Raw genomic sequence first — 24,705 nt, forward strand, 5'->3', positions numbered from 1 at the left:
CCTCTTTCTGCTGGAAGCGGCTGTCGTGCTGTGTGTGGGTCTCGGTCAGTAGGGCAGCTCGCGGCCCGACGGCGTGCGGAGGTCGGGCGAGTTCGACTGGGGCTTCCTGGTGGGCTTGCTCACGCGGATGCGACGTGCCATCGAAATCCCTCCAAATCCCGTACGAGCCGTTTCGCCGGGCCCTCTGACCAGCACGCTGGCACGCACATCGGGCCGCCACAACGGCCGCGCACCCTAATGACCAGGCCGGATGACGGAAGGGGCAGACGGCCTACAACTTTGGTTACGCCGGAGTGCTACGAAAATTCACACCTGGGCGTAGGCGAAGCTCGGCGCACGGCTCGGCCCGCGCCGCAGGTAGGTCCACCAGGTGAGCCCGGCGAGCAGCACGTAGGACCCGACGAAGATCCACAGCGCGGGCAGCGACCAGCCCGCGTGCTCCTGGGCGACCCGGGCCGCCGCGGCGCCGGTCATGCCCTTCATCGCGTTCGCCGCGTCGAGGCTCGCCAGGCGGAACACCTGCTGGATCAGGAACCCGCCGAACGCGCCGATCGCCCCGGCGATGCCGATCACGGCCGCGGCCCTGCGCTTGTAGTCCTTCGCGGTCAGCGCCGGGTCGAGGCCGCGCCCGGCCGCCTCCCTGCGCCCCAGCTCGCCGAAGATCACCGGGATCATCCGATACGTCGAGCCGTTGCCCACGCCGGAGCAGGCGAAGACGACCAGGTAGGCGCAGAAGAACAGGCCGAAGTCGTGACGGATCACCCCGGCCGCCGCCGCGACCGTCGCCACGACCATCCCGGCGAAGACGGCCAGGGTCACCCGGGCCCCGCCGTACCGGTCGGACAGCCGGCCTCCGAGCGGCCGGGCGATCGACCCGGCCAGCGCTCCCACGAAGCCGAGCCCGGCGAGGTAGTCGCGCACGAACGGGTGCTGGGCGAGGAACTCGGGGAACGTCGTCCTGGTCACCAGCGGCAGCGCGAAGGAGAACCCGATGAACGAGCCGAACGTGCCGACGTAGAGCAGCGACACGATCCAGGTCTGCCCGTGCCGCAGCGCCGCGGCGTACGACCGGGGGTCGGCCTTGGCCTCGGCGAGGCTGTCCATGAACAGCCAGGCGCCGATCCCCGCCACCACGATGAACGGCATCCAGACCAGGCCGGCGTACGCGAGATGGACCCGCGTGCCCGACGCCACCACGGGCACCCCGGCGACGACCACCAGCGGCACCAGGAGCTGGACGACCGCGACGCCGAGGTTGCCGCCGGCCGCGTTGAGGCCGAGCGCGAAGCCCTTGCGCCGCTCCGGATAGAAGAACGAGATGTTCGCCATCGAGGAGGAGAAGTTGCCGCCGCCGACGCCCGCCACGGCGGCGCAGGCGAGCAGGACCCAGAACCTCGTGTCGTGGTCCTGCGCGGCCAGCCAGCCGCTCGGCACCACGAACGCCAGCAGCGAGGACGGGACCAGCAACAGCCCCGCCGAGATCGTCGTCCACACCCGGCCGCCGAAGCGCGGCACCGCGAACGTGTACGGGATCCGGATCGCCGCGCCCACCAGGTTGGGCGCGGAGACGAGCCAGAACGACTCCGACACGCTCATCGGCAGCCCGGCGGCGGGCAGGCTCAGCACCACCACCGACCACAGCACCCAGATCGCGAAGCCCAGGTGCTCGGTGAAGACCGACAGGATCAGGTTGCGCCGGGCCACCCGGCGGCCCGTGGTCTCCCAGAACTCCTCGTCCTCCGGGTTCCAGTGTTCGATCCATCCGCGGCCGCGCCGGGCGGCCGCCGTCCTGCGAGTCATGAGCAACTCCTCGTGGGCGTGGGGGTCTCAGAACTGGGCGCGCGCCACCCCGGCGGCGTCTTCCTTGTCCGCCTGGGCGAGCCAGCGGGCGATGCCGCACACCGTGTCGGCGCAGGTGCCGCAGCCCGTGGTCGCCCGGGTGGCCGAGGCGAGGGCGGTCAGGTCGCGGGCTCCGGACCGCCACGCGGCGACCAGCCTGTCCTTGCTGACCGCGTTGCAGCGGCACACCACGCTCGTCCCGGGCAGCGCCGCCGCGTTCGTCCCGCCGGGCGCCGCGCCCTCGCCGTACGGCATGGCCCGGCCGAGCAGCAGCGCGAGCCGGTCGGGCGGCACGGGCAGGCCGCGGTCGTAGAACTGGGTGATCGTGGCGGCGGCGTCGGGCACGCCGAGCGCGATGGCCCCCGCGACCCGCTCGTCGCGGACGACGAGCTTGGCGTAGCGGCCCCGGGCCGGCTCGCTCAGCCACAGCACCTCGGCGCGCGGGTCGTCCGGCGCGGCGTGCACGTCGCCGAGCGCGGCCAGGTCCACCCCGCTCGCCTTGAGCCGGGTCACCACCTTCGTGCCGCGGTACGGCGACCGCGTGCCGGTGAGCAGCGCGGCCAGCGCGGTGGCCTGCTCCCAGGCGGGCTGCACCAGGCCGGTGACCGTGCCGGGATGGCGGGCGCAGTCGCCGATCGCGTGGATCAGCGGGTCGCTCGTGCGCAGGTCGTCGTCCACCAGCACGCCGCCGTCGACAGCGAGCCCGGCGGCCGACGCCTGCGCGGTCTGCGGGCGCACCCCCGCCGCCACGACGACGAGGTCGGCCTCGACCAGCCGCCCGTCGTCCAGCTTCAGCCCGTCGCCGGGCAGGTAGCGGGCCGCCCGCGAGTTCAGCAGCACCCGCACGCCGAGGCCGCGCATGACCTGGGCGAGCACCTGGCCCGCGTCGCGGTCGAGCTGGCGCTCCATCAGGTGGCTCCTCGGGTGGACGACGGTGACCGCGTTGCCGCGCGCCGCCAGGCCCCTGGCCGCCTCCAGGCCGAGCAGGCCGCCGCCGAGCACGGCCACCCGCGCGCCGCCGCGCGCCCCGGCCGCGATCGCGGCGCAGTCGTCCAGCGTGCGGAACGTCGCCACACCGGGGGTGAGACCGCCGTCGTCATCGGTCAGCCCCTCCACGGGCGGCACCCACGCACGGGCGCCGGTGGCCAGCACGAGCACGTCGTAGCCGACCCGTGTGCCGTCGTCGAGCGTGACGCCGCGCCCGGCACGGTCGATCGAGACGACCTCGCGGCCCCGCCGCACCTCGACGCCGTGCGCGGCGGCCCAGCCCTCCTCCTGCAGCCGCACCGACTCGGCGGGCATCGCGCCCGCCAGCACGTTCGACAGCAGGACCCGGTTGTACGGCAGGTGCGGCTCGTCGCCGATCGCGACGATCGCGACGCGCTCCCCCGCCGGGTCCCGGCGGCGGATCTCCTCCGCCAGCCGGGCGCCGGCCATGCCGTAGCCGGCGATCACGACCGTGGTTTTCACTGCGCCTCCCGTTCCCCCGCCGGCGACAGCCGTACGGCGCAGACCTTGAATTCGGGCATCCGGCTGACGGGATCGAGCGCCGGATTCGTCACGAGGTTGGCGCGCTGGGCGCCCGGGAAGTGGAACGGCAGGAAGACCACGTCGGGCCGCATCGACGGCACGCAGCGCACCGTCGCGACGACCCGTCCGCGCCTGCCGGCGACCGACGCCGCCGCGCCGTCGCTCAGCCCCGCCCGGTGGGCGGTGTCCGGATGCACCTCGACGTACGCCTCGGGCACGGCCGCGCGCAGTTCCTCCACCCGGCGGGTCTGCGCGCCCGACTGGTAGTGCTGGAGCACCCGGCCGGTGACGGCGTACAGGGGAAACTCCTCGTCCGGCGGCTCGGCCGGCCCTTTGTGGTCCACGGCGGCGAACCTGGCCCGTCCGTCGGGGTGAGCGAACCGGTCCAGGAACAGCCGCGGCGTCCCCTGATGTCCCGGCTGGCGGGGAACGGGCCAATGGAGCCGCTCCCCGGCCCGCAGCCGGTCCCAGGTGACGCCCGAATAGTCGGCGGGGCCGCCCTCCGACGCCGCCCGCAGCTCGGTGAAGACCGTCTCGGGGTCGGTGGGGAAGCGCTCGGGCGGCTGGCCGAGCCGCACGGCCAGGTCGTGCAGGACCTGCAGGTCGGTGCGCACCCCGGGCGGCGGGGACAGCGCGCGGCGGCGCAGCAGCACGCGCCCTTCGAGGTTGGTCAGCGTGCCGTCCTCCTCGGCCCACTGCGTGATCGGCAGCACCACGTCGGCGGCCCTGGCGGTCTCCGACAGCACGATGTCGGCGACCACGAGAAGGTCGAGCGCGGCCAGCCGGTCGGCCACCCGGGCCGAATGCGGCGCCGACACGACCGGGTTGCTGCCGAAGACCAGCAGCGCGGACGGGCCGCCGGAGGTGCCGAGCGCGTCGAGCAGTTCGAACGCCGACCGGCCCGGGCCGGGCAGCGCGGACGGCTCGATCCCCCACACCCGCGCCACGTGCGCGCGGGCCGCGGGGTCGTCGATCCGCCGGTAGCCGGGCAACTGGTCGGCCTTCTGCCCGTGCTCGCGCCCGCCCTGCCCGTTGCCCTGGCCGGTCAGGCAGCCCCAGCCCGAACCGCGGCGGCCGGGCAGGCCCAGCGCGAGCGCCAGGTTGATCCAGGCCCCGACCGTGTCCACACCCGTCGCGTGCTGCTCCGCCCCCCTGGCGGTCAGCACGTAGGCGCTCGCGGCCTCGGCCAGGATCGCGGCGGCCCTGCGCTGGTCGGCGGCGGCGACGCCGGTCACTCGCTCGGCCCGCTCGGGCCACCAGGCGGCGGTTACCCGCCAGGTCTCCTCGAAGCCCGTCGTGCGGCCCTCGACGTACGCGTGGTCGAGGCGGCCGTCGGCCACGGCGGCGTGGAGGATGCCGAGCGCCAGCGCGAGGTCGGTGCCCGGGGCCGGCGCGAGGTGCAGCGCCGCGCGCTCGGCCGTGGGGGTGCGCCGGGGATCGACCACGATCAGCCCTCCGGCGTCCATGGCGCGGCGCAGGTGGGACAGGAACGGCGGCATGGTCTCGGCCGGGTTGGCCCCGGCGAGCAGCACCGCGTCCGCGCCCTCCAGGTCGGCCAGGGGGAACGGCAGCCCCCGGTCGAGGCCGAAGGCGCGGTGCGCCGCGGCGGCGGCCGACGACATGCAGAACCTGCCGTTGTAGTCGATCTGGGAGGTGCCGAGCGCCACCCGGGCGAACTTGCCGAGCAGGTACGCCTTCTCGTTGGTGAGCCCGCCGCCGCCGAAGACCGCGACGGCGTCCGGCCCGCGCTGCGCGGCGATCTCCTTGATCCTGCGGGCGACGAGGCCGAGGGCCTCGTCCCAGCTCGCCGGGCGCAGGGTCCCGCCGTCCCGGACGAGCGGTGTGGTGAGCCGGGCCGGCGAGCCGAGCAGGGCCGCGGCGGTCCAGCCCTTCTGGCACAGCCCGCCGGCGGACGGGTCGCGGGGCCGCACCCGCACCGAGGCGCGGCCCGCCGGGCTGAGGGTCATGCCGCACTGCAACGCGCAGTACGGGCAGTGAGTGTCGACGGCACCGACAGCGGCGTCCGCCGGGCGCGTGCTCGTCGCCGCGCGCATCGCTCCACCTCCTCGACCGGCACTCGTACGCAGCCGGGCCGGTTTAGACGACGTCGGGGGTGAGGGCGTCGTGGATCTCGGAGTAGTCGGCGGCCGGGGCCGGGGCCAGCCGGCGGCCGACGCCGAGCGCGAGCATCTCCAGGCGGCTCATCAGCCGGGCGAAGTCCTCGGGGAGCAGCGCCTGCTTGCCGTCGCACAGCGCCTGCTCGGGCTGGACGTGCACGTCGATCAGCAGGGCGTCCGCGCCCGCCGCGACGGCGGCCAGCGTGAGCGGCTCGATGAGCTCGGGGATGCCGAGCGAGTGGCTGGGGTCGACCATCACCGGCAGGTGGGTGCGCCGCTTGAGCAGCGCCACCGCCGACAGGTCGAGCGTGAAGCGGGTGGCGCCCTCGAACGTCCGGATTCCCCGCTCGCACAGCACGAGCTGGTCGTTGCCCTCGGCGAGGATGTACTCGGCGGCGGTGAGCAGCTCGTCGACCGTGCAGCCGAAGCCGCGCTTGAGCACGACCGGCATGCCGCTGCGGCCCACCTCGGTCAGCAGCTCGAAGTTCTGCATGTTGCGGGTGCCGATCTGGAAGCCGTCGATCACCTCGGCCATCCGGTCCACGTGCCGGGGATCGACCACCTCGGTGAGGATCGGCAGGCCGGTCTCCTCCCTGGCCTGCACCAGCAGGTCCAGGCCCGCCCACTTGAGGCCCTGGAAGGAGTACGGCGTGGTGCGCGGCTTGAACGCGCCGCCGCGCAGGCCGACCGCGCCGTGCCGGGCGACGGCGCCGGCCGTGGACATCATCTGCCCGGGGTTCTCGACGGCGCAGGGCCCGGCGAAGACGGCGATGTCCCCGTCCCCGACCACGGCGGAGCCGATGGTCACGGCCGTGCCCGAGGGGAACAGCTCGCGCCGGCCGAGCCGGAAGCCGCCGCTCGCCCGTGCCGTCTGCCGGGGCCGGGGCAGGTCGGCCGGGAGGGGCAGCAGCGTGCCGGGCCCCTGGGCCACCATCACGTCCGCCCCGCCCAGACGGTACGTCGTGGCCGTGGTGCCGGTGGAGTCGAAGTGCTGGGCCCACCCGTCGATGCCGGATGGATCGATCGTCGAGTCGAACACCAGCAACAGCTCGGCGTCAGTCATGGGAGTTCTCCACATCCGTGTGGTCGGGTCGGAGTGCGTCTGCGTGTGCGCCGCCGGGCCGGGCCTGGGGGGGAACCTCCGGCCCGGCGGCGCGGATCGGGTGCGGATCGCCGTTGATCCGCGTGCGGATCGCGGGAATCGGGGGGCGTCGGCCGGGCGGGATCAGACGAAGACGTCGGTGAGGATCGTGCCGAGCTGCCTGCCGCTGTTCTCCCGGATGTAGGTGGACAGCGAGCTGTACTTCTCCCGCAGCCGGCGCTTGAGGACCTTGCCGGTGACGCCGACCGGGAAGTCCTCCTCGTTGCGCGCGACCTCCAGCATGGTCAGCTCGGGGTGGCCGGCGGCCTTCAGCCTCTCGTTCGCCTCGTTGAGCAGCTTCTGCGCGTCCGGTCTGGCGGCGCTGGACGTCACGACCGCCACCGGGACCGTGCGGCCGCGGTGGATGCCCGCGACCACGGCGCAGTCGAGGACCTCGGGCAGGTCGTTGAGCAGCAGCTCCTCCATGAAGACCGAGTAGCCGGTGCCGGTCGGGGTCTCGATCGCGTCCACCGCCCGGTCGACCTGGAAGTAGTTGCCCGCCTCGTCGCGGTAGGCCATGTCGCCGGTCAGCCAGTAGCCCGACAGCTTGCTGCGGTAGGTGGTGTCGGAGTCGCTCCAGTATCCGGCGGTGATCGCCGGGCCCTTCGCGCCGAGCAGCCCGACCTCGTTGACGTCGGCGATCGTGCCGTCCCTGCGCAGCACGGCGACCTCGGCGACGCCGACCGGCTTGCCCACGCACCGGTCGTTGCGCTCGTCGGCCAGCGTGCGGACCTTCAGCAGCACGCCCCAGCCCAGCTCGGTGGTGCCGAGGCGGTCGAAGAACGCGGCCGGCGGCAGCGACGGGTCGCGCATGGCCAGAATTCCCTTGATGTGCTTCTCGTGGACCGCGTCGCCGATGGAGATCCAGACGTTGACGGAGTCGATCGCCCCGGCCGGCAGGTCCGCGCCCGCCAGCTCGGCGTACGCGTGGCCGAAGGCCATGACGGTCGTGGGGCGGTACTTCTCGACGGCCTTGGCCAGCTCGGGGCCGCTGGTGTCGAACCAGGGCACGATCGGCGTGCCGCCCAGCACGGCGTACGTCGTGTAGGCGATGCAGCCGAGGTGCGACTGCGGCAGCGCGGTCATCATCACGGCGCCCGGCTGCTCGTGGTGGTCCACGAGGCGGAAGCGCGGCCCGGCCACGCACGAGCGGTGGGTCTGGATGACCGGCTTGGGCCGCCCGGTGGTGCCGGAGGAGTGCAGGATCGAGACCGGGTCCTCGCCGACGTGGCGGAAGCGGGCCTCCTGCGGCAGCACGGCGGGCGGGGGCGCGGGCAGCTCCTCGGCCACCTGCGTCCACCGCAGGCCGGGCAGCAGGTGGAACTCCTCGCCCAGGATCTCCAGATGGGCGAGGTCGGTGTACATGCCGACCGGGTTGGTCTGGCGGCACAGCTCGGTGGCGATGTAGCGCGACGCCTTGCTGTTCACCAGCACCGCCACCGCGCCGATCTGGGCCAGCGCGTAGAAGTGCAGGGAGTAGGCGAAGGAGTCCTCCAGGTAGATGGCCACGCGGTCGCGGGGCCGCACGCCCTGGCGGAGGTACCACACCGACCAGCTCTGGGCCAGCTCATCCAGGTCCAGCAGGCTGAACTCGGTCTGCTTCTCGCCCTTGGTGTTGGTCAGCGGCCTGCCCAGGTGGATGAACGGCAGCTCGGGGTGCGGGTTGGCCTCGATGGCCTTCGTCAGCAGGTTGCCGCCGCCGAGGTCCGGGTCCGCGGCGAACCTGGCGCGCTGCTCCGGCGTGAGGACGGTCTCGTGGGAGATGGAGATGGTCATCGGTCTCACCTTTCAGTAGGGACGGGAGATGACGTGCTCGTGGAGGGGCCGGGCTCGTAGGGGGTCGGGCGGTGCTCGTAGGGCCGCAGCGCGCCGAACATCTCGGCGCAGGTGTCGCGGTAGAAGCCGAGATCGGAGCCGAGGAGGTCGCGCAGCCCGTCCAGGGCCGCCGCGAACTCCGCCTCTCCGTCCGCCCGGCCGTCGAGGAGGCCGGCGAGTGTGCGTACGCCTTCGGCCAGCGCCGCGCGGGCGGCGGCGGCCTGCGGGTTGGCCGACTGGACGTCCCAGTAGACCTCCGGGGTGCCCGAGGCGATCCGGGCCAGCAGCGCGAGCATCGTGGCGTGCGGCGGCGGGGCGACCGCGGCCAGTTCCGCGACGCCGACGCCGAGGCGGGCCAGCGCGAGCCCGAACGACAGCACCGCCGCGTGGGTGAGCGCCTGCGTCGCCGCGGCCAGCCGGTCGTGCTCGTGCGCGCCGAGCCGTACGGCACGGCCGCCCCAGCTCTCGACCAGCCGCAGCAGCGCCCCCACGCGGGGACCGTCGTGGACCACGACGGCGGCGACCGGCCGTCCGGCGAAGCCGAGCGACGGGGCGAACATCGGGTTGAGACCGGCCGCCTCGACCCCCCCGGCGTGGGCCAGGATCTCGTCGGCGATCGGGCCCTTGACCGAGAGCGTGTCGGCGAGCAGCGCGCCCGGCCGCATCGCCGCGGCCACCTGCTTCACCGCCGCCAGCGCCACCTGCTCGGGCACCGCGAGCAGGACCAGGTCGGCCCGCCCGATCTCCGCGGCGAGATCGGGCCCGATGTCGGTGATGTCGCCACGCAGGAACCTCGCCTCGCCTGCGGGGGCCATCCCGGCGCCGGGGTCGACGACGAGCACTTCGGCGCCGGACCCCAGCAGGTGCTCGGCGAACAGGCGGCCCACGGCGCCCGCGCCGCCGACGACGACGCAGCGCCGCAGCAGGTCCGTCGTGTGGTCCCCGCGAATCATCGTCAGGCCCCCACGGTCTGGGCCGCGGTGGCCAGCACCGCGGTGATCATGGCGCGGGACTTGACGACCGTCTCCTCGAACTCCTCCTCGGCGTCCGAGAGGGCCACGATCGCGCCGCCGACGCCGAAGCTGACCCGGTCCCGGGTGGCGACGAGGGTGCGGATGATGATGCTGAGGTCGGTGGCGCCGCTCAGGGAGAACCAGCCGAGCGCGCCGGAGTAGGCGCCGCGCGGGCCTTCCTCCAGGCGGTCGATGATCTCCATCGTGCGGATCTTGGGAGCGCCGGTCATCGACCCGCCGGGGAAGGCGGCCCGCACACAGCTCACCACCGACTCCTCCGGCCGCAGCGTGCCGCGGATCGTGGAGACGAGCTGGTGCACCGGCGCGTACGTCTCGACGTGGAAGAGCCGGGGCACGTGCACCGACCCGACCTCGCAGACCGTGTTCAGGTCGTTGCGGATCAAGTCGACGATCATGAGGTTCTCGGCGCGGTCCTTCTCGCGGCTGAGCAGGTCGTGGCGGAGCGCCTCGTCCTCCTCGGGCGTCGCGCCGCGCGGCCGGGTGCCCTTGATCGGCTTGGACTCGGCGACCCGGTCGGGGCCGATCGTCATGAACCGCTCGGGCGAGGCGCTGAGCACCGCGACGTCGGGGAAGTCGAGCAGCGCGCCGTACGGCACGGGGCTGATCTTCCGCAGGTGGCTGTAGGTCCGCAGCGGGTCGATCTCGGCGCGGACGGTGACGGCGTTGGTGAGGCAGATCTCGTAGGACTCGCCGTGGTAGATCTCCTCCAGGCACTCGCCGATCCGGCTGAGGTAGCCCTGCTTGTCGTGCCGCATCTCCACCGCGCCGGCGATCGCCGGGTCGGTCATGCCGACCCCCGTGAACGCGGCCGGCTCGGCCGGCTCGTGCCTGGGCAGCGAGAACAGCCGCGCCGCGGTCTCGTCCAGCCAGGCGATCGCGCCGCCGTCCGTGTCCCCGTCCGCGTTCGTCGTCAGCGCGAGCAGGTAGCAGACGCCCTCCACGTCGTCGAGCACGAGCATCCGGTCGGCGAACAGCAGCGCCGCGTCGGGCTCCTCGGCCTGGTGCGCGGCCTGGCCGCCCGCCTCCGCCTTGAGCTCGTAGCCCAGGTAGCCGACGTACCCGAGGTTGAAGTCGAACGGCAGGCCCTCGGGCGCCGGCACGGCGCGCTCGCGCAGCCGCTCGTCCAGGTACTCGAAGAACGGCTGCTCGACGCGCTGCCGCGACCCGTCGGCCCGCTGTACGGTGACCGTTTCCTCGGCCACCCGGTAGGTGACGTACTCGGCGAGCGGCCCGGAGCCGTCGCCCATGAACGAGAAGCGCGACAGGCCCTCGATCACCGAGCTGCTGTCGAGCCAGAAGCCGTGCTCCTTGCCCGCGAACAGCTCCCGGTAGGCGGTCTCCGCGTCGGGCAGCAGCGGCAGCCTGCGCACGTGCACCCGGTAGGGCGAGCGGGCGGCGGCGGCCTTCTCCTCCCTGGCCCGGCGGTGGGCCAGCGCGAGGTCGCGGAAGTTGGCCAGCAGCTCGCGGCCGTGCTCGCTGCTGATCGACTCGGGGTGGAACTGCACGCCCCAGATGGGCTCGGTGCGGTGCCGGACCCCCATGACCACGCCGTCGTCGGTCCAGGCCACGGCCTCCAGCTCGTCCGGCAGGTCGGTCGCGGCCAGCGAGTGGTAGCGCACGACCGAGAACGGCGAGGGCAGACCGGCGAAGATGTCGGCGCCGGTGTGGCGCACCTGCGAGACGCGGCCGTGCATCGGCTGCGGCGCGTGGGTGACGGTTCCGCCGAACAGATGGCAGATGCCCTGGTGGCCGAGGCAGACGCCGAGCACGGGCAGCCCGCTCTCGCGGATGGCCCGCGCGCTCACGCCGAAGTCGCGGGCCCGCTCGGGCCGGCCGGGACCAGGGGAGATCACGACGCTGTCGAACTCGTGGATAGGCACCTGGGACCAGTCGGCGTCGTTGCGCACCACGACCGGCGGCTGCCCGTTCACCTCACCGAGGAGCTGGTAGAGGTTGTAGGTGAACGAGTCGTAGTTGTCGATCAGGATCGTTCTCATTCCGGGGTTCCTCCAAGCCGTGTCGGAATAGCCGGTGAGCCGCCGGCGCCGCGTTCACCGAGCGGCGACATCGCCGATCACCAGGTCCTCGACCCTGCAGGTCTCCGCGATGACGAGTTCGTAGAGACGGCGCAGGAAGTCGGGGTCGATTCCGTGGTCCTGCGCGTATCGGGCGGCCCGCCGCTGCACGATGCCGATGCGGTGGGGCTGCATCATCGGGACGTTGTGCTCTCGCTTGTAATGCGCGATTTCCACGCAGCACTCGATGCGCCTGCGCAGTGTGTCGAGCAGCGACTCGTCGATACGGTCGAGCGAGGCCCGCAGCGTCTCCAGACCGTCTTCTCCGGCGCCGTTGCCAGCCATGTGAACAGCCCTCCAATCGGGGGTGCACGGATGTTCCGGCCCTGTCGGGCTAATTCAGGATTCGATCCGGCGCACATTTCTCACAACCCCTAACGGCCCCACAGCACAGCCGGACAATCCGGGATGACCTCGGACTTCTCGGAGCCCCCGAGGCCGCGGGGGCGGGGGGCAGCCGGCGACCCCGGTTCACCCCTATCGGGAAACGGCTCATCCCGAATGATCGGGAAATTTCATTGACCGTCCGAAAATGGCGGAACTAATCTCCCTTCGCGAAGTGCCTGTGAGCACGTGCGAGAAACGGCGGTGACGAAAGTGAAACCACGAGCATTCGTACTTACCGGATCATTCCTGGTGATCTGCCGGGCCCCTCTTTATCTGCGCGAACTGTCCCGCCGGGGGCTGCGGATCCTCGTGGTCACGCCGGCCTCCTGGCGGGAGCAGGCTCTGGCCCAGATGCGCGACCCCGAGCACCCGGCCTCGGTCATCGAGGAGATCGCCTTCACCGACGGCGACGTCAACACGGACAACTCGTTCACCGCGGGCGTGATCTCCGGCGTGCGGGAGTGGCGGGACCGCTACGACATCGCCGGCGTCTACGCGGTGGGCGAGACGCTGGTCGAGCCGACCGGCCTGCTCGCCGACGCCCTGGGGCTGCCCTCCCCCGGCCTGCGGGCCACCCGCGCCTGCCGCAGCAAGTACCTCCAGCGGTGGTACCTGCCGGAGTTCAGCCCGGCCTCGGTGGTCGTCCCCCCGGCCGCGCGCGCGACGTTCACCGCCGCCGGCGTGTCGTTCCCCGCCGTGGTCAAGCCCGCGAGCCGGCACTCCAGCTCGGGCGTGGAGACCGTGCGCGACCCGGCCGAGCTGCGCGCCCAGCTCGACGCGTACCTGCCGCACGAGACGGTGCTGGTGGAGGAGAAGGTGACCGGCCAGGAGTTCTCCGTGGAGAGCCTGGTGCAGGATGGCCGGGTCGTCTTCGCCTCGGTGACCCGCAAGGAGACGACCGAGTCGGGCACCCGCACCTTCGTCGAGCTGTCCCACTCCGTGCCGAACGAGCTGGAGGGCGTGAACGGGATCATCCTCGACGCCAACCAGCGCATGCTCGAACGGCTGGCCTTCGCCGACGGCATCGCGCACGCCGAGTGGCGGGTGGACGACGCGGGCCGGACCTACCTGATGGAGGTGGCCGCGCGCACTCCCGGCGACGGCCTGTCGATCCTCTACTCGCTCGCGACCGGCGCCCCGATGGAGCCGGAGATCATCCGTATCGCCCTCGGGGAGCCCGCCGCCTACCCCGCGCCGCGCCGCTACGCCCGGCAGGTCTACCTGGAGCACGAGCCCGGGCGGCTCGGCGACGTGACGGTGGACTGGCCGGGGATCTCGCCGGCGTGGGTGGGCGAGGGCGGCCTGTGGCCCGAGATCGAGCCCGGCGCCCCGGACGACCCGCCCACCCTGCGCGCCGTGCTCGTGCTCAAGGACCGGGGCGCCGAGCTCGGGCCGCTGCACAGCTCAGACGACCGGGCCGTGACGTTCCTCATCGACGCGGCCACCCCGGCCGAGCTGGACGAACTCGAGATGCGCGTTCGGCACGCCGTGCGGATCCACACGCTCGAGGCCGCCGGTGCGCGGATGTAGTGACTGCCCGGACGTGCGAGGCGCGGCGGGAGGCGATGAGCCTCCCGCCGCGCCCGTGTGTCAGGGGTCGTGGACCGTCAGGGGTAGCTGACCACGTTGACCGGCACGGTGGCCGTGCCCTGCGCCGCGCCGCCCGTGTCGTTGATGACGTGGGCGATCGTGCCGACGCCGCCCAGCGACACCGTGAGCAGGTCGTGGAACTTCACCCCGGACCTGTTGGGGGCCTCGAAGCCGCGCTCGGCCACGATCGAGGGGTCGGTGCTGAAGTTGCAGTAGCTGCCCATGCCCCAGGCCTCGTGGCTGGTCACGCCGTCGGCCACCTTGTAGGCGGCGTAGCCCCGGGTCGAGCCGTTCATCCAGGACGCCTGGTTGGGCGGGTCGTAGGGCAACTCGTTCTGGAAGAAGATCGTCTTGCCGCCCTGGCCGTTCCAGATCACCTCGTATTTCTTGTAGTGCTCGACGAACAGGCCGTACGCCGTGACGTTGTCGCCGTTGACGATCAGGCCGGTGTCGGCAGGGTTGGAGTTCCAGCCCACGCCCGCGCCGTGGTCCGCCCGCCACGCCCAGATGTGGTCGATGATGGTGTTGTCGCTGTTCACCACCAGGCTGGTCGTGGCCGAGCCGGGGCCCGCCCCGCCGATCCGGAAGAACACGTCCTGGATCGAGATGGGGTTGCCGGTGTGGCTCGCCGAGGCGCCGTCGGGGCCGACCCGCAGCAGCACCGGTGAGTTGACCGTGCCGGCGTCGAAGAGCAGACCACCGATCTTCACGCCGTCGACGTCCGCGACGTTCATCGCCACGACCCCGTTGTCCGGGATCAGCGTGGCGTAGCCGAGCCCGAGGACCACCGTGTCCGCCCGGGTCACGTTGAGCGTCTGGTCGAGGTGGTAGACGCCCGGCGTGAACAGCAGGTTGAGGCCCTGGCCCAGCGCCCGGTTGAGCGTGGCGGCGCTGTCGGACGGCTTGGCGACGTAGAACTGCGTCAGCGGGATCGACGTGCCGGGTGTCGCGCCGTTCGCCCAGCTCACGCCGCTGGAGTTCGTCCGCAGCGAGGGGACGAAGACGCGGTAGGCGCCGCCCGAGTCCACGTACAGGTACGGCTTCTCCCGGGTGACGGGGCTGGTCGCGAGCGTCGTGTACGGCGGGTTGGGGAAGCTCTGCGCCGGAGCGCCGACGACGCCGGAGAACACCATGTTCCAGACGCCGTTGGTCCAGCCGCCGATGGTGCTGTCACGGGTGAACCACTGCTGCTGGGAGTACGGGCCGACCGTCCCGTCGATCTTGCTGTCGGCGATGTAGCCGCCGCTGGCCCAGCCGTACCCGTTGGGGGCGAGGTTCAGCCCGCCGCGCACGTGGATCCGCCGGAACGGCGCGGCCTGGGCCACGGCCCACCTGTCGGTGCCGTTGACCGGGACGACGGCCAGGTTCTCCGCCGACCGCCAGAAGTTCTGGGTGGCGTTGCCGTTGAACCAGCCGGCGTCGACGGTGATGTCCCCGTTGATCGTCACGTTGTCGGGCGACTGGCCGAGGCCGGCGATCGAGGTGTAGAAGCCGATCTGGGCGTTGAGGCCGCTGTAGCTGCCCGGCTTGAACAGCAGCGCGTACCTCTGGCTGCCGAACTGGTTCGACTCCTGCTGCTTGAAGATGGTGTCGAGCGTGCTCTGGATGCTCGCGCTCGACATCGACGGGTCGAAGACCTTCACGTTCGGCCCGAGGTCGCCGCCGCCCGGGAGGTTGGGGCCGCCGTCGTCACCGCCGCCGACGGTGTTGACGGCGAACTCCCAGAGCGAGTAGCCGTACGCCGTGGCGCGGGTGAGCCCGTACATCCGGACATAGCGGCCGGTGGCCGACACGTCGAGCGACTGCGTCCCGCTCACGCCGTTGAGCGTGGCGGTCGCGTCCGACCACGACGAACCATCCGGCGACACCTGGATCTTGAACGTCTGGGCGTAGGCGGCCTCCCAGTTCAAGATCACCTTGCAGATCTGCTGCGAGCTGCCCAGATCCACCTGGATCCACTGCGGGTCGCTGAACGCGCTCGACCACCGGGTGGAGGCGTTGCCGTCGAACGCGGCCGAGGCCGGGGACGCGGCGTTCTCCGTCGAGGAGGCCGACGACGGCCTGCCCTGCGCGACGTTCGCGGTGCCGCAGGTGGTCCCGCCGCCGGAGGCGACGTTGACGGCGAACTCCCAGAGCGAGTAGCCGTACGCCGTGGCGCGGGTGAGCCCGTACATCCGGACATAGCGGCCGGTGGCCGACACGTCGAGCGACTGCGTCCCGCTCACGCCGTTGAGCGTGGCGGTCGCGTCCGACCACGACGAACCATCCGGCGACACCTGGATCTTGAACGTCTGGGCGTAGGCGGCCTCCCAGTTCAAGATCACCTTGCAGATCTGCTGCGAGCTGCCCAGATCCACCTGGATCCACTGCGGGTCGCTGAACGCACTCGACCACCGGGTGGAGGCGTTGCCGTCGAACGCGGCCGAGGCGGGGGACGCGGCGTTCTCTGTCGACGAGGCCGACGACGGCCTGCCCTGCGCGGCGTTGGCCGTGCCGCAGGCCGCCGCCGCGGCGCTGTAGGTGGCGGGGACGACGCCGGTCACGGCCACGAAGGTCGACAGCGCGACGAGCGCGGCGGCGACCAGGCCCGAGCGTCTGCGCCGCCCGCGCAGTCGTCCGGGCGCGGGATGAGGCGGGGAGGAGGGAGGCATACGCGTCTCCTTGTGCGGAGCCCCTCAGGCGAGGGTTCGGGGGATGAGAGAGGTCCAGCGGCATGAGCGTCGCCCGCCGCTCCGCTTATGTCAATGCTTAGTTCACAATCAGAAATATCTATTGACTCCTGCGGGCCGGCGGATGCTAATGTCCGGGAGAGCGCTCTCCTACGAGCCGTACGACAGGCGCCACAGACGCTCAGTACGTCCGGCGGCGGCGTCAGCCGGCGGCGGTGATCCTCGCGACCTGGGGCGCGTTGAGGAACTCCTCGAGGACGAGCGTGGCCGCCCCCAGCGCGACCGCGTCCGGACCGAGGCGGCCCAGGACGATCGACGTCGCGGCGTACGGCTCGGCCAGCGAGTTGGCCGCGGTGGCGCGGCGGATGCCGGGCAGCAGGCTCTCGCCGAGCTGGACCCCCACCCAGCCGCCGATCACGATCTTCTCGGGGTTGATCAGGTTGACCAGGTTGGCCAGGCCGACGCCCAGATAGGTGACGGTCTCCTCGACCACGGGGGACTTCGAGGCAAGCACGCCGGCGAGGTCCTCCTCCCAGTCGCCCCGCGAGGTGACGCCCGCGCGGTCGAGGATGGCCTCGATCCCGACGTACGCCTCCAGGCAGCCGCGTCCGCCGCAACGGCAGGGGCGGCCGTTCGCCACGATCTTCGTGTGGCCCCACTCGCCCGCGCTGCTGCTGACCCCGCGGAACGTGGTGCCGTCGGCCACGATGGTCGCGCCCACCCCCACGCCGAGCAGCACGATGACCGCTTCCGAGGCGCCCCGGCCCGAGCCGAACCACAACTCGGCCTGACCCATCGTCTTGGCGCCGTTGTCCACGTACAGCGGGAGCGAGGTCCCACGCCGCAGGAGCGCTCCAAGCGGAACGCCGTCCCAGCCGAAGGTCTTGGCGTGGATGACGCCGTCGGCGCCCGGCTCGACGATGCCGGGAACCCCCACGCCGATGCCGAGCACCTGCTCGGGGGACACGCCCGCGTCCGACAGCACGACCTCGACCCCCGAGAGGATGTGCCGGGCGACCAGCTCGGGGTCGTGGCGGGCCGGCCGCAGCATGTAGTCCACCTTGGCCCGCTCGGTCATCTCCAGGTCGAACAGTCCGACCCGGACGTGCGTCTCGGCCACGTCGACGCCGACCGCGAAGCCGTACTCGGGATTGACCCGCAGCAGCACGCGGGGCCGGCCGCCGTCGGACTCCACCTGGCCCGCCTCGACGACGATGTTCTCGCCCAGCAGGTCGGCGGTCATCGTGCTGACCGTGGCGGCGCTCAGGCCGGTGCGCGCGGTGAGGTCGTTGCGGCTGGTCGGGCCGGAGAAGTAGAGCGCGCGCAGCAACACGGCACGGTTGCCTCTGCGGATGTCCCGTACCGTCCTGCGCTGAGGCCTCGCCATGACCCACCCTCCCCGTCGCGACACGGTCATCTTAGTTCAGAGGCGAAAACAAGCACCCGTGCCCCACGTCTGCCTCTTCACGGTCGCAGCTGCGGATTACCGGTTCATTAAGCCGCCGTATCGTCCTCGCCTTCTTCCGACCTTGAACGAACAGCCTACACGGCCCGTTCTCAGATAATCTGATTCTATGAAGGTGATGACCGCAACCGAGGCCTCGCGGAACTTCGCGGCCGTCCTGGACGAGGCCGAGCACGGAGAGACGATCGTCGTGACCCGCGGAGGCAAGCGGATCGCCGTGATCGGTCCCGCACCCGTCGCGCCGGGGCGCATGGTGAAGGCATTCCTGGCCGGAAGCGCCGGAACCCTCGACGCGGAGTTCGAGGCCGACGTCGCGGCGGCACGGGAGAGCATCCGGGACGAGATGAGGACCACGTGGCCCGACGCCTGATCCTCGACACCGGCGTCCTGATCGCTACCAAGCGGGGCAAAGCCGAGGTGGACTCCGTCATCGGCGACGCCGACGACGTGGCCGTCGCCGCGATCACCATCGCCGAGTTGCTCGTCGGCGTGGAACTGGCCGATCCGGCACGACGTCCGGCCCGGCAGGCTTTCGTGGACCAGGTCCTCGCGCTGATCCCCGTAGAGGAGTACACGACCGACGTCGCCAGGGTCCATGCGCGGCTGATGGCACACGTGCGGCGCGAGGGCAAGACGCGCGGCGCCTACGACCTGCTGATCGCGGCGACGGCGGCGGCCACCGCCCGGACCGTGGTCACGATGGACTCGTCCGCGGCTTTCGACGATCTGCCGGGCGTGCGGGCCCAGGTCGTGCCCCGCTGATCGCGAGCAGCGCGCGGACGGCGGTCAGGCGCGGGCGGTCGCGAGTTCCTTCATGAGGGCCTCGACGAGGGCGGCGGCGGGGAGGTCGCGGCAGCGGCGGTATCCCCAGCCGCACCACAGGGCCATCGCCCCGGGGTCGCCGTGCTCCGCCGCGGCCCGCCGCAGTCCCTTCGTCAGGTGGTGCACCTGCGGGTAGCACGCGGGCGCCGACGCCTCGTGCTCCGCCATGAACCGGTTGGCCAGGCCACGCGCCGTACGTCCCGAGAAGGCCCGGGTGAACGCGGTGCGGGTGAAGCGGGGATCGGCGAGGGCGGCCTTGTGCACGGGGTGCGTTCCGCTCTCCGGGGTGCGCAGGAACGCGGTGCCCAGCTGCGCGGCGACCGCACCCGCGGCGAGGACGGCGGCGACGTCCGCGCCGTCCATGATCCCCCCGGCCGCGACGAGCGGTACGTCGGTCGCCTCCCGCACGAGGGCCACCAGCTCCGGCAGGTCGTGGGGCGCCTCCCAGGAGGGCGGCGGGGGAAGGAAGGCCGCCTGGTGCCCGCCCGCGCCGGGGCTCTGGACGATCACGGCGTCGGCGCCGGCCTCGGCCGCGGCGACCGCCTCCCAGGGGGTGTTCACCATGATCATGATCACGGCACCGGCGTCATGGAGACGGGCCGTCACCTCGGGCGGCGGGCAACCGAAGGTGAACCCGGCCACCGGCACCCGTTCGTCCACCAGCAGGTCGATCTTGGCGTCCCACTCGTCGTCGTCCCACGCGGGGGCCTCAGGCAGCGTCACGCCGTACCGCTCGGCCTCGGGGGCGAGCTCGTCGCGGTAGCGGGCAACCGCCGCGGCGGCACCCGGCGCCTCCCGGACGGCCTCGAAGTCGGGGACGAAGACGCTCACGCCGAACGGCCGGTCCGTCCGCTCGCGCACCGCCGCGATCTCCCGGCGCACGTCCTGCGCCGTGCGGTAGCCCGCGGCGAGGAAACCGAGGCCGCCCGCCTCGGACACCGCCGCCGCCAGAGCCGGCGTGGATCCGCCGCCCGCCATGGGCGCCTGGATGATCGGGCTCGACGGCCCGAAGGGAAGGACGCGACCGGTCACGGGACCTCCTCACTCGTCTGGACAGCAGCCTAGAACGCGGTCGACGAGCGCCCCGGCGGCCCCCGTGTACTCGGCGGGGTCGAACAATCGGGCCAGGTCCAGCCCTTCCGGCACGGGCAGGAGCTCCTCCAGCACCTCGGCCACGGGGCGCCCGGACGCGGCGGCGGCCGCGGACGCCTCCCCGAGCAGCCGCTTGGCGGCGCCCTTTCCCAGGAAGGGCGCGAGCACGGCGGCCGCCCGTTCCGTGACGGTCAGGCTGCCGGTGAGCGCGAGGTTGGCCCGCATGCGCTCGGGGAACGCGACCAGTCCCTCGGCCAGCTCGGCCGTCACGGCGGCGGACCCGCCGACCAGCCGCAGGCACTCGCGCAGCGGCTGCCACTCGGCGTGCCAGGCGCCCGCGGGCCGTTCGTCCTCGGCGAGCAGGCACTGGCCGAGGCTCGCGGCGAGCGCGGGCACCTGGATCGCCGCCGACCGCACGAGGGTGGCGAGGACGGGGTTGCGCTTGTGCGGCATCGCCGACGACACGCCCCGGCCGGGGGCGGCCGGCTCCACGACCTCGGCCACCTCGGTGCGCGACAACGACTGCACGTCCACCGCGATCTTCCCGAGCACCCCCGAGGTGAGGGCCAGCGCCCCCGCGAGGTCGGCGATCGGGATCCGCAGGACGTGCCAGGGAAGCACCGGCTCGGCCAGCCCCACCTCGGCGGCGAACGCGGCGATCAGCCGCTCCGGGTACGACTCCAGGTCGGGCACCCCGGCGATCCGCGCGTACTCCAGGTAGCCCGCCAGCGTGCCGGCCGCGCCGCCGAGCTCGGCCGGCAGCTCCGCGCGCACCCGGCGCAGCCGGACCGCGGCCTCGCGTACGGCGTGCAGCCACCCGGCCGCCTTCAGGCCGAACGTGGTGGGCACCGCCTGCTGGGTCAGCGTGCGGCCCGGCATCAGCGTGTCGCGGTGCCGCGCCGCGAGCCCCGCGAACGCGGTCGCGGCCCGGTCCAGGTCGGCGTCGATCAGATCAAGGGTCCGGGCGGCCACCAGCATGGCGGCCGTGTCCATGATGTCCTGGCTCGTGGAGCCGCGGTGCACGTATTCCGCCGCGGCCGGGTCCACCACCGCCACGGCGGCCGTCAGGTCCTCGACCAGCGCCACGACGGGATTGGCCGCCTCGCGGGCGCGCAGGGCCAGGGCCGCCAGGTCGAGGCCGCCCGCCTCCGCCACCTTGCCGATCGTCTCCGCGGCCGCCGCCGGGACCACCCCCAGCCGGGCCTGCGCGCGCACCAGAGCGGCCTCCGCGTCGAGCATCGCGCGCAGCCACGCGCCGTCGCCGGTCGCCCGCTCCGCCGCCGAACCCACCCGGACCGGAGACAGCAGGCCCATATCCAGGTCGCTCATCGGGCGCCCGCCCGCGTCGCGCCGCACGAGGCGGCGAGAGCCGTACGCGGCCCGGCGGGCACGCGGGCGACGCGGCGGCGGCTCGCGAGGGCCCGCGCCGGCGTCAGCGCGAGCACGCTGCGGGCGATGGCGTCGGAGTCGCCGAGGATCACGGAGTTCACCCCCGGCCGCACGCCCGCGGCCGTCACCCAGTGGACCGACTCGGTGGGCACGCCGTACGCGAACCGGCGCGGGTGGGCCCGCCCGTCCGCGTCCAGGAGCCGGTAGGGCCGGCGGGTGACCGCGAGGCCGCCCGTCTCGTGGCCGTCCTCCCCGCGCCGCCCGCCGATCATGTACGCCCGGCACTGGCCCGTGCCGAGCAGGTGGCGCAGCAGGGGGTCGGCCGTGCGCCGCAGGTCGATCTCGGGCAGGCGGGCCTCGACCAGCACCCTGGCCCGTACGGCGGAGCCGGGCACGGCGGCCGACTCGGCCTCGAAGGCGCCGTCGCGGGCGTGCACCCGCATGTCGGGACCGACGACGGTCAGCACACCCGCCTCGATGAGCGCGATCATCTGCTCGACACGCTCGGCCGGCGGCCCGATGGACAGGAACGCGTTGAGCGGCGTGTACCACCGGTCGAGGTCGTCGCGGTGCGAGCGCCCGGTGAGCCCGCCGTGGTCGACCACCTGCCTGACCTCGTTGCGCAGGTCGCGCAGCACATCGAGGGCGGCCTTCAGCGGACCGCTCAGGTTGCCCTCGCGGGCCTGCGCCAGGTCGGTGCGCAGGTAGGCGGTCAGCCACTCGCGGAAGTCGTCCGGGCCGCTGAAGCCGATCCCCCGGTAGGGCTCGGCCACGCGCTCCCAGTCCCACCGCAGCGCCGGGCCGATGCCGAAGGCGTCCAGCACCATCGCCTCCCCCGCGTCGCCCCAGGCGTGGGCGAGGTAGGCGGTGCGGAAGCGGCCGGCCATGCACGCGCAGTCCCGCCGCGCCAGGAGGGTCGCGTAGTAGACGGTCTCCACCTCCTTGGCGATCAGCGGCCACAGGTCGGCGCGGAAGTCGAGCCCGCCGCGGGCCGCCGAGCGCGCCGCCAGCGACGCGATCCTGCTCGGCGTGAGCACCAGCGGCTCGTGCCTGCCCTCGACGCCCTTCTGGTTCTCCCCCCGCGACTGGTACGGGATGCCCCGGCGCGATCCGGCGTACAGGCGGGGCTCGCGGCCGGAGGGCCGGTAGACGAGGCGGCCCGCCTCACCGCGCTCGAACCGGCCACCGCGCCCGAGCGTCAGCAGGGCCATGTGATCGAAGAAGTTGAGGCCGAGCCCGCGCAGCACCACGGCCTCCCCCGGCCGCACTCCGCTGAGATCGGCGTCGGCGGGATTGGCGGGTGGCACGTGGACCAGGCCGTGGGCGGCGGCGTACGCGGCCGCCTCCCGCTCGGCGGCCGAGGGCTCCACCGGCAGGTGCCCCTGGGCCAGGACCACCGCGTCGAGCGAGCCGAGCACGGTGCCGTCCTCGAGCACGACCCGCTGCGCGCCGGTGCCGGGCACCTCGTCGAGCGCGGTCGCCCGCGTGGCGTGCACCCGCACCTCCACCTGCCGGGGCGCCCGCGCGACCACCCGCTCGAACACCCAGCGCAGGTAGCGCCCGTAGAAGGCGCGGGTGGGGTAGGTGTCGGGGCCGAGCCGCCGTGCCTCCGCGAGCACGTCCTCGGCGACGCCGTCCGGCACCAGCACCAGGTGGCGTGCCCACTCGTACAGGCTGGGGCCCGTCTCCAGCGGCCCGCGGATGTCGACGCTGGGGTCGGTGAAGAGCGTGACCTGCGAGGCGACGGTGTTCATGAGCAGCTGGCCCGGCTGGTCGGTGCGCCACACCTGGCCCGCCCCCGGCGGGAACGGATCCACGACGTGCAGCAGGACGCGTGCCCGCGGCGGCAGCCGCCGCGCGTTGGCGCACAGCCGCTCGATCACCGACATCCCGCGCGGCCCCGCTCCGATCACGCACACCTCGAACGGCCGGGTCGATCGTGTTGTGGTCATCCGCTCCTCCAGTTCCCCTCGGGTCGTGAATCGAGGATGCGGGAGCGAAGCCTCCGTGAGGTATGTCACATTTGGCGAGGCGGTGTTAAGCATTGCTTCATGCACGACGTGACGCGCCTCGGGGCGCTGGTGGCGGTCGCCGAGGCCGGTTCGATCACCCAGGCCGCCGCCCGCCTGGGTTACACGCCGCCCGCGCTGTCGCAGCAGATCGCCAAGCTGGAGCGAGAGGCGGGGGCCGTACTCGTGATCCGGCACCGCCGGGGCGCCACGCTCACCGCGGCGGGCGAGCTGCTGGTGGAGCACGCCCGGCGCGTCCTCGACGAGCTGGACCGCGCCCGGCACGGCCTGGCCGCGCTCGCCGGCCTGTCCGGCGGGCACATCACGATCGGCACGTTCACGACCGCCGGCATCCACCTGCTGCCGCCGGTCCTCGCGGCGTTCCGGCGGGCTCACCCCGCCGTGGAGGTGAATGTGAGGGAGTACGAACCGCCGTCAGGGCTGCCCGCACTGGCCGCGGGCGAGGCGGATCTCGTGCTCACGCACACCTACGAGCATCAGCCCGCCCCCGCGCTGCCCTCCGGGGTCACCGTCGAGGCCCTGCTGGTGGAGGAGCTGGTGCTGGTGGCCGCCCCCGGGCACGCGCTCACCGATCCGGCCGAGCCGCTGCCGTGGCCCGAGCTCGCCGGCCGGCCGCTGATCAGCGGCTCCCGCGGGCTGGCCAACCGGGAGGCGCTCGAGGCGCTGTTCCGCCGCGAGTCGCTGGCGCCGCCCGTCGTGGCGTACGAGACGGGCAACTACGGCATGTCGTGTGCCCTCGCCAGCGGGGGCATGGGTCTCGCCCTCGTGCCGAGAACGGTGGCCGAGCTGGCGGAAAACCCCCTCAGCGTACGGCGGCTCGCCCCGCCGGGCCTGCACCGGACGATCAGCCTGGCCCGGCGGTCCGACGACAGGTCTCCCGCGCTGGCGACCATGCGTTCGCTGTTCAGGAGCACGGGCAAGGCCGCGCCCCGGCGGCCCCCGGAGGAGCCGCCGAGGTGAGGGACGCCGGTCAGTCGAATTCGGGGTCGGTGGTGCGGCTGCGCTTCATCTCGTAGAAGTACGGGAACTTCGCCATGGCGACGGCGCCGTCGAAGATGCGGACCGCCTCCTCGCCGCGCGGGATGCGGGTCATCACCGGGCCGAAGAACGCCACGCCGTCGATGTGGATCGTGGGCGTGCCCACCTCGTCGCCGACCGGGTCCATGCCCTCGTGGTGCATGCGGCGCAGGGCCTCGTCGTACTCGTCGGTGCCGGCGGCGTCGGCCAGCTCGACCGGCAGCCCGACCTCGGCGAGCGCCTCCTTGGCCACGACCCCGTAGTCCTTGTTGTCCTGGTTGTGGATGCGGGTGCCCATCGCGGTGTACAGGTCGCGCAGCACGCCCTCACCATGGTGCTGCGCCGCGGCGATGCACACCCGGACCGGGCCCCGCCACCTGGGCACGGCCTCGCGGTAGAAGTCGGACAGGTCCTCCTTGCCCTCGTTCAGCACGGACAGACTCATCACTCGGAACCGCAGGTCCATGTCGCGCTGCTTCTCGACCTCCAGGATCCACCGCGACGTGACCCACGCGAACGGGCAGACGGGGTCGAAGTAGAAGTCCACTCGGGGACGGCTGTCCGCTCCGGCCTGGTCGGCGGCGCTGTCGGCGGCGCTGTCGATGTCGCTCATGAGACTCTCCTGACGAGATGGGGTCGGGGATCGGGGGCCGGTTTCGCGAGCGTATCCAACGGCAGGAGGGCCGCGACACC

General features: G+C 73.0%; 18 protein-coding genes. 4 read left to right on the forward strand and 14 right to left on the reverse strand.

All coding sequences use genetic code 11. The features are described 5' to 3' along the window. Positions 1-306: 306 nt before the first annotated feature. The 8 genes from ABZ860_RS15315 to ABZ860_RS15350 form a co-directional block, all read right to left on the reverse strand. A complete protein-coding gene (locus tag ABZ860_RS15315; protein WP_357220195.1) occupies positions 307-1,800 on the reverse strand; it encodes an MFS transporter in 1,494 nt (497 codons plus the stop codon). A 27-nt stretch (positions 1,801-1,827) separates the two neighbouring features. Then, positions 1,828-3,309 (reverse strand): FAD-dependent oxidoreductase, encoded by a 1,482-nt coding sequence (locus tag ABZ860_RS15320; RefSeq protein ID WP_357220197.1) that lies wholly within the window; start codon positions 3,307-3,309, stop codon positions 1,828-1,830. After that, on the reverse strand, positions 3,306-5,423 hold the full coding sequence (locus tag ABZ860_RS15325; RefSeq protein WP_357220199.1) for a molybdopterin-dependent oxidoreductase: 2,118 nt from the start codon (positions 5,421-5,423) through the stop codon (positions 3,306-3,308). The genes ABZ860_RS15320 and ABZ860_RS15325 overlap by 4 nt, the downstream gene beginning before the upstream one ends. Before the next feature lie 43 nt (positions 5,424-5,466). Then, entirely contained in the window at positions 5,467-6,549 is a 1,083-nt protein-coding gene (gene aroF, locus ABZ860_RS15330) for a 3-deoxy-7-phosphoheptulonate synthase (protein ID WP_357220201.1), read from the reverse strand. A 162-nt stretch (positions 6,550-6,711) separates the two neighbouring features. Further along, positions 6,712-8,403: a class I adenylate-forming enzyme family protein gene (locus tag ABZ860_RS15335; RefSeq protein WP_357220203.1), complete on the reverse strand. Its 1,692-nt coding sequence runs from the start codon at positions 8,401-8,403 to the stop codon at positions 6,712-6,714. 5 nt (positions 8,404-8,408) lie between these two features. Then, positions 8,409-9,395: a prephenate dehydrogenase/arogenate dehydrogenase family protein gene (locus ABZ860_RS15340; protein WP_357220205.1), complete on the reverse strand. Its 987-nt coding sequence runs from the start codon at positions 9,393-9,395 to the stop codon at positions 8,409-8,411. Positions 9,396-9,397: 2 nt separating this feature from the next. After that, the gene (gene pabB, locus ABZ860_RS15345) at positions 9,398-11,473 is read right to left on the reverse strand and encodes an aminodeoxychorismate synthase component I (RefSeq protein ID WP_357220207.1); all 2,076 of its coding nucleotides are present in this window, start codon (positions 11,471-11,473) and stop codon (positions 9,398-9,400) included. A 54-nt stretch (positions 11,474-11,527) separates the two neighbouring features. Beyond that, the gene (locus tag ABZ860_RS15350; protein WP_357220209.1) at positions 11,528-11,836 is read right to left on the reverse strand and encodes a chorismate mutase family protein; all 309 of its coding nucleotides are present in this window, start codon (positions 11,834-11,836) and stop codon (positions 11,528-11,530) included. Between the two features lie 312 nt (positions 11,837-12,148). Here ABZ860_RS15350 and ABZ860_RS15355 point away from each other — a divergent pair, with 312 nt between their 5' ends. Next, the gene (locus ABZ860_RS15355) at positions 12,149-13,468 is read left to right on the forward strand and encodes an ATP-grasp domain-containing protein (RefSeq protein ID WP_357220211.1); all 1,320 of its coding nucleotides are present in this window, start codon (positions 12,149-12,151) and stop codon (positions 13,466-13,468) included. A 77-nt stretch (positions 13,469-13,545) separates the two neighbouring features. On the opposite strand, the gene ABZ860_RS15360 is transcribed toward ABZ860_RS15355, so the two are convergent. Beyond that, positions 13,546-16,179 carry a discoidin domain-containing protein gene (locus tag ABZ860_RS15360; RefSeq protein WP_357220213.1) on the reverse strand — a complete coding sequence of 878 codons (2,634 nt, stop codon included), beginning with the start codon at positions 16,177-16,179 and terminating at the stop codon, positions 13,546-13,548. Between the two features lie 220 nt (positions 16,180-16,399). Beyond that, the gene (locus ABZ860_RS15365; RefSeq protein ID WP_357220215.1) at positions 16,400-17,584 is read right to left on the reverse strand and encodes an ROK family protein; all 1,185 of its coding nucleotides are present in this window, start codon (positions 17,582-17,584) and stop codon (positions 16,400-16,402) included. A gap of 196 nt (positions 17,585-17,780) precedes the next feature. Between ABZ860_RS15365 and ABZ860_RS15370 the strand changes: the two genes are divergently transcribed. Both ABZ860_RS15370 and ABZ860_RS15375 read left to right on the forward strand, forming a co-directional pair. Continuing rightward, positions 17,781-18,032 carry a type II toxin-antitoxin system prevent-host-death family antitoxin gene (locus ABZ860_RS15370; protein WP_079314423.1) on the forward strand — a complete coding sequence of 84 codons (252 nt, stop codon included), beginning with the start codon at positions 17,781-17,783 and terminating at the stop codon, positions 18,030-18,032. Beyond that, positions 18,017-18,424: a PIN domain-containing protein gene (locus ABZ860_RS15375; protein ID WP_357220217.1), complete on the forward strand. Its 408-nt coding sequence runs from the start codon at positions 18,017-18,019 to the stop codon at positions 18,422-18,424. Before ABZ860_RS15370 ends, ABZ860_RS15375 begins: the two co-directional genes overlap by 16 nt. Positions 18,425-18,448: 24 nt before the next feature. On the opposite strand, the gene ABZ860_RS15380 is transcribed toward ABZ860_RS15375, so the two are convergent. The 3 genes from ABZ860_RS15380 to ABZ860_RS15390 are packed head-to-tail and all read right to left on the reverse strand — an operon-like array spanning position 18,449 to position 22,917. Beyond that, positions 18,449-19,516: a nitronate monooxygenase gene (locus ABZ860_RS15380; protein WP_357220219.1), complete on the reverse strand. Its 1,068-nt coding sequence runs from the start codon at positions 19,514-19,516 to the stop codon at positions 18,449-18,451. A gap of 9 nt (positions 19,517-19,525) precedes the next feature. Beyond that, entirely contained in the window at positions 19,526-20,905 is a 1,380-nt protein-coding gene (gene pcaB / locus ABZ860_RS15385; RefSeq protein ID WP_357220221.1) for a 3-carboxy-cis,cis-muconate cycloisomerase, read from the reverse strand. After that, positions 20,902-22,917: an FAD/NAD(P)-binding protein gene (locus ABZ860_RS15390; protein ID WP_357220223.1), complete on the reverse strand. Its 2,016-nt coding sequence runs from the start codon at positions 22,915-22,917 to the stop codon at positions 20,902-20,904. Before ABZ860_RS15390 ends, pcaB begins: the two co-directional genes overlap by 4 nt. A gap of 99 nt (positions 22,918-23,016) precedes the next feature. Here ABZ860_RS15390 and ABZ860_RS15395 point away from each other — a divergent pair, with 99 nt between their 5' ends. Beyond that, the gene (locus ABZ860_RS15395) at positions 23,017-23,955 is read left to right on the forward strand and encodes a LysR family transcriptional regulator (protein WP_357220225.1); all 939 of its coding nucleotides are present in this window, start codon (positions 23,017-23,019) and stop codon (positions 23,953-23,955) included. 10 nt (positions 23,956-23,965) lie between these two features. On the opposite strand, the gene ABZ860_RS15400 is transcribed toward ABZ860_RS15395, so the two are convergent. Continuing rightward, the gene (locus ABZ860_RS15400) at positions 23,966-24,625 is read right to left on the reverse strand and encodes a disulfide bond formation protein DsbA (RefSeq protein WP_357220227.1); all 660 of its coding nucleotides are present in this window, start codon (positions 24,623-24,625) and stop codon (positions 23,966-23,968) included. Positions 24,626-24,705: the final 80 nt, after the last annotated feature.

Origin of the sequence: Microbispora sp. NPDC046973, assembly GCF_040644495.1 — a bacterium.
Classification (GTDB): domain Bacteria; phylum Actinomycetota; class Actinomycetes; order Streptosporangiales; family Streptosporangiaceae; genus Microbispora.

Bases quoted from the DNA above. Each gene is read 5' to 3' on its own strand.
- ABZ860_RS15315 (WP_357220195.1), bottom strand. From the start codon at position 1,800: ATGACTCGCAGGACGGCGGCCGCCCGGCGCGGCCGCGGATGGATCGAA.
- ABZ860_RS15325 (WP_357220199.1), bottom strand. From the start codon at position 5,423: ATGCGCGCGGCGACGAGCACGCGCCCGGCGGACGCCGCTGTCGGTGCC.
- aroF (WP_357220201.1), bottom strand. From the start codon at position 6,549: ATGACTGACGCCGAGCTGTTGCTGGTGTTCGACTCGACGATCGATCCA.
- ABZ860_RS15335 (WP_357220203.1), bottom strand. From the start codon at position 8,403: ATGACCATCTCCATCTCCCACGAGACCGTCCTCACGCCGGAGCAGCGC.
- ABZ860_RS15340 (WP_357220205.1), bottom strand. From the start codon at position 9,395: ATGATTCGCGGGGACCACACGACGGACCTGCTGCGGCGCTGCGTCGTC.
- pabB (WP_357220207.1), bottom strand. From the start codon at position 11,473: ATGAGAACGATCCTGATCGACAACTACGACTCGTTCACCTACAACCTC.
- ABZ860_RS15350 (WP_357220209.1), bottom strand. From the start codon at position 11,836: ATGGCTGGCAACGGCGCCGGAGAAGACGGTCTGGAGACGCTGCGGGCC.
- ABZ860_RS15360 (WP_357220213.1), bottom strand. From the start codon at position 16,179: ATGCCTCCCTCCTCCCCGCCTCATCCCGCGCCCGGACGACTGCGCGGG.
- ABZ860_RS15365 (WP_357220215.1), bottom strand. From the start codon at position 17,584: ATGGCGAGGCCTCAGCGCAGGACGGTACGGGACATCCGCAGAGGCAAC.
- ABZ860_RS15370 (WP_079314423.1), top strand. From the start codon at position 17,781: ATGACCGCAACCGAGGCCTCGCGGAACTTCGCGGCCGTCCTGGACGAG.
- pcaB (WP_357220221.1), bottom strand. From the start codon at position 20,905: ATGAGCGACCTGGATATGGGCCTGCTGTCTCCGGTCCGGGTGGGTTCG.
- ABZ860_RS15390 (WP_357220223.1), bottom strand. From the start codon at position 22,917: ATGACCACAACACGATCGACCCGGCCGTTCGAGGTGTGCGTGATCGGA.
- ABZ860_RS15395 (WP_357220225.1), top strand. From the start codon at position 23,017: ATGCACGACGTGACGCGCCTCGGGGCGCTGGTGGCGGTCGCCGAGGCC.
- ABZ860_RS15400 (WP_357220227.1), bottom strand. From the start codon at position 24,625: ATGAGCGACATCGACAGCGCCGCCGACAGCGCCGCCGACCAGGCCGGA.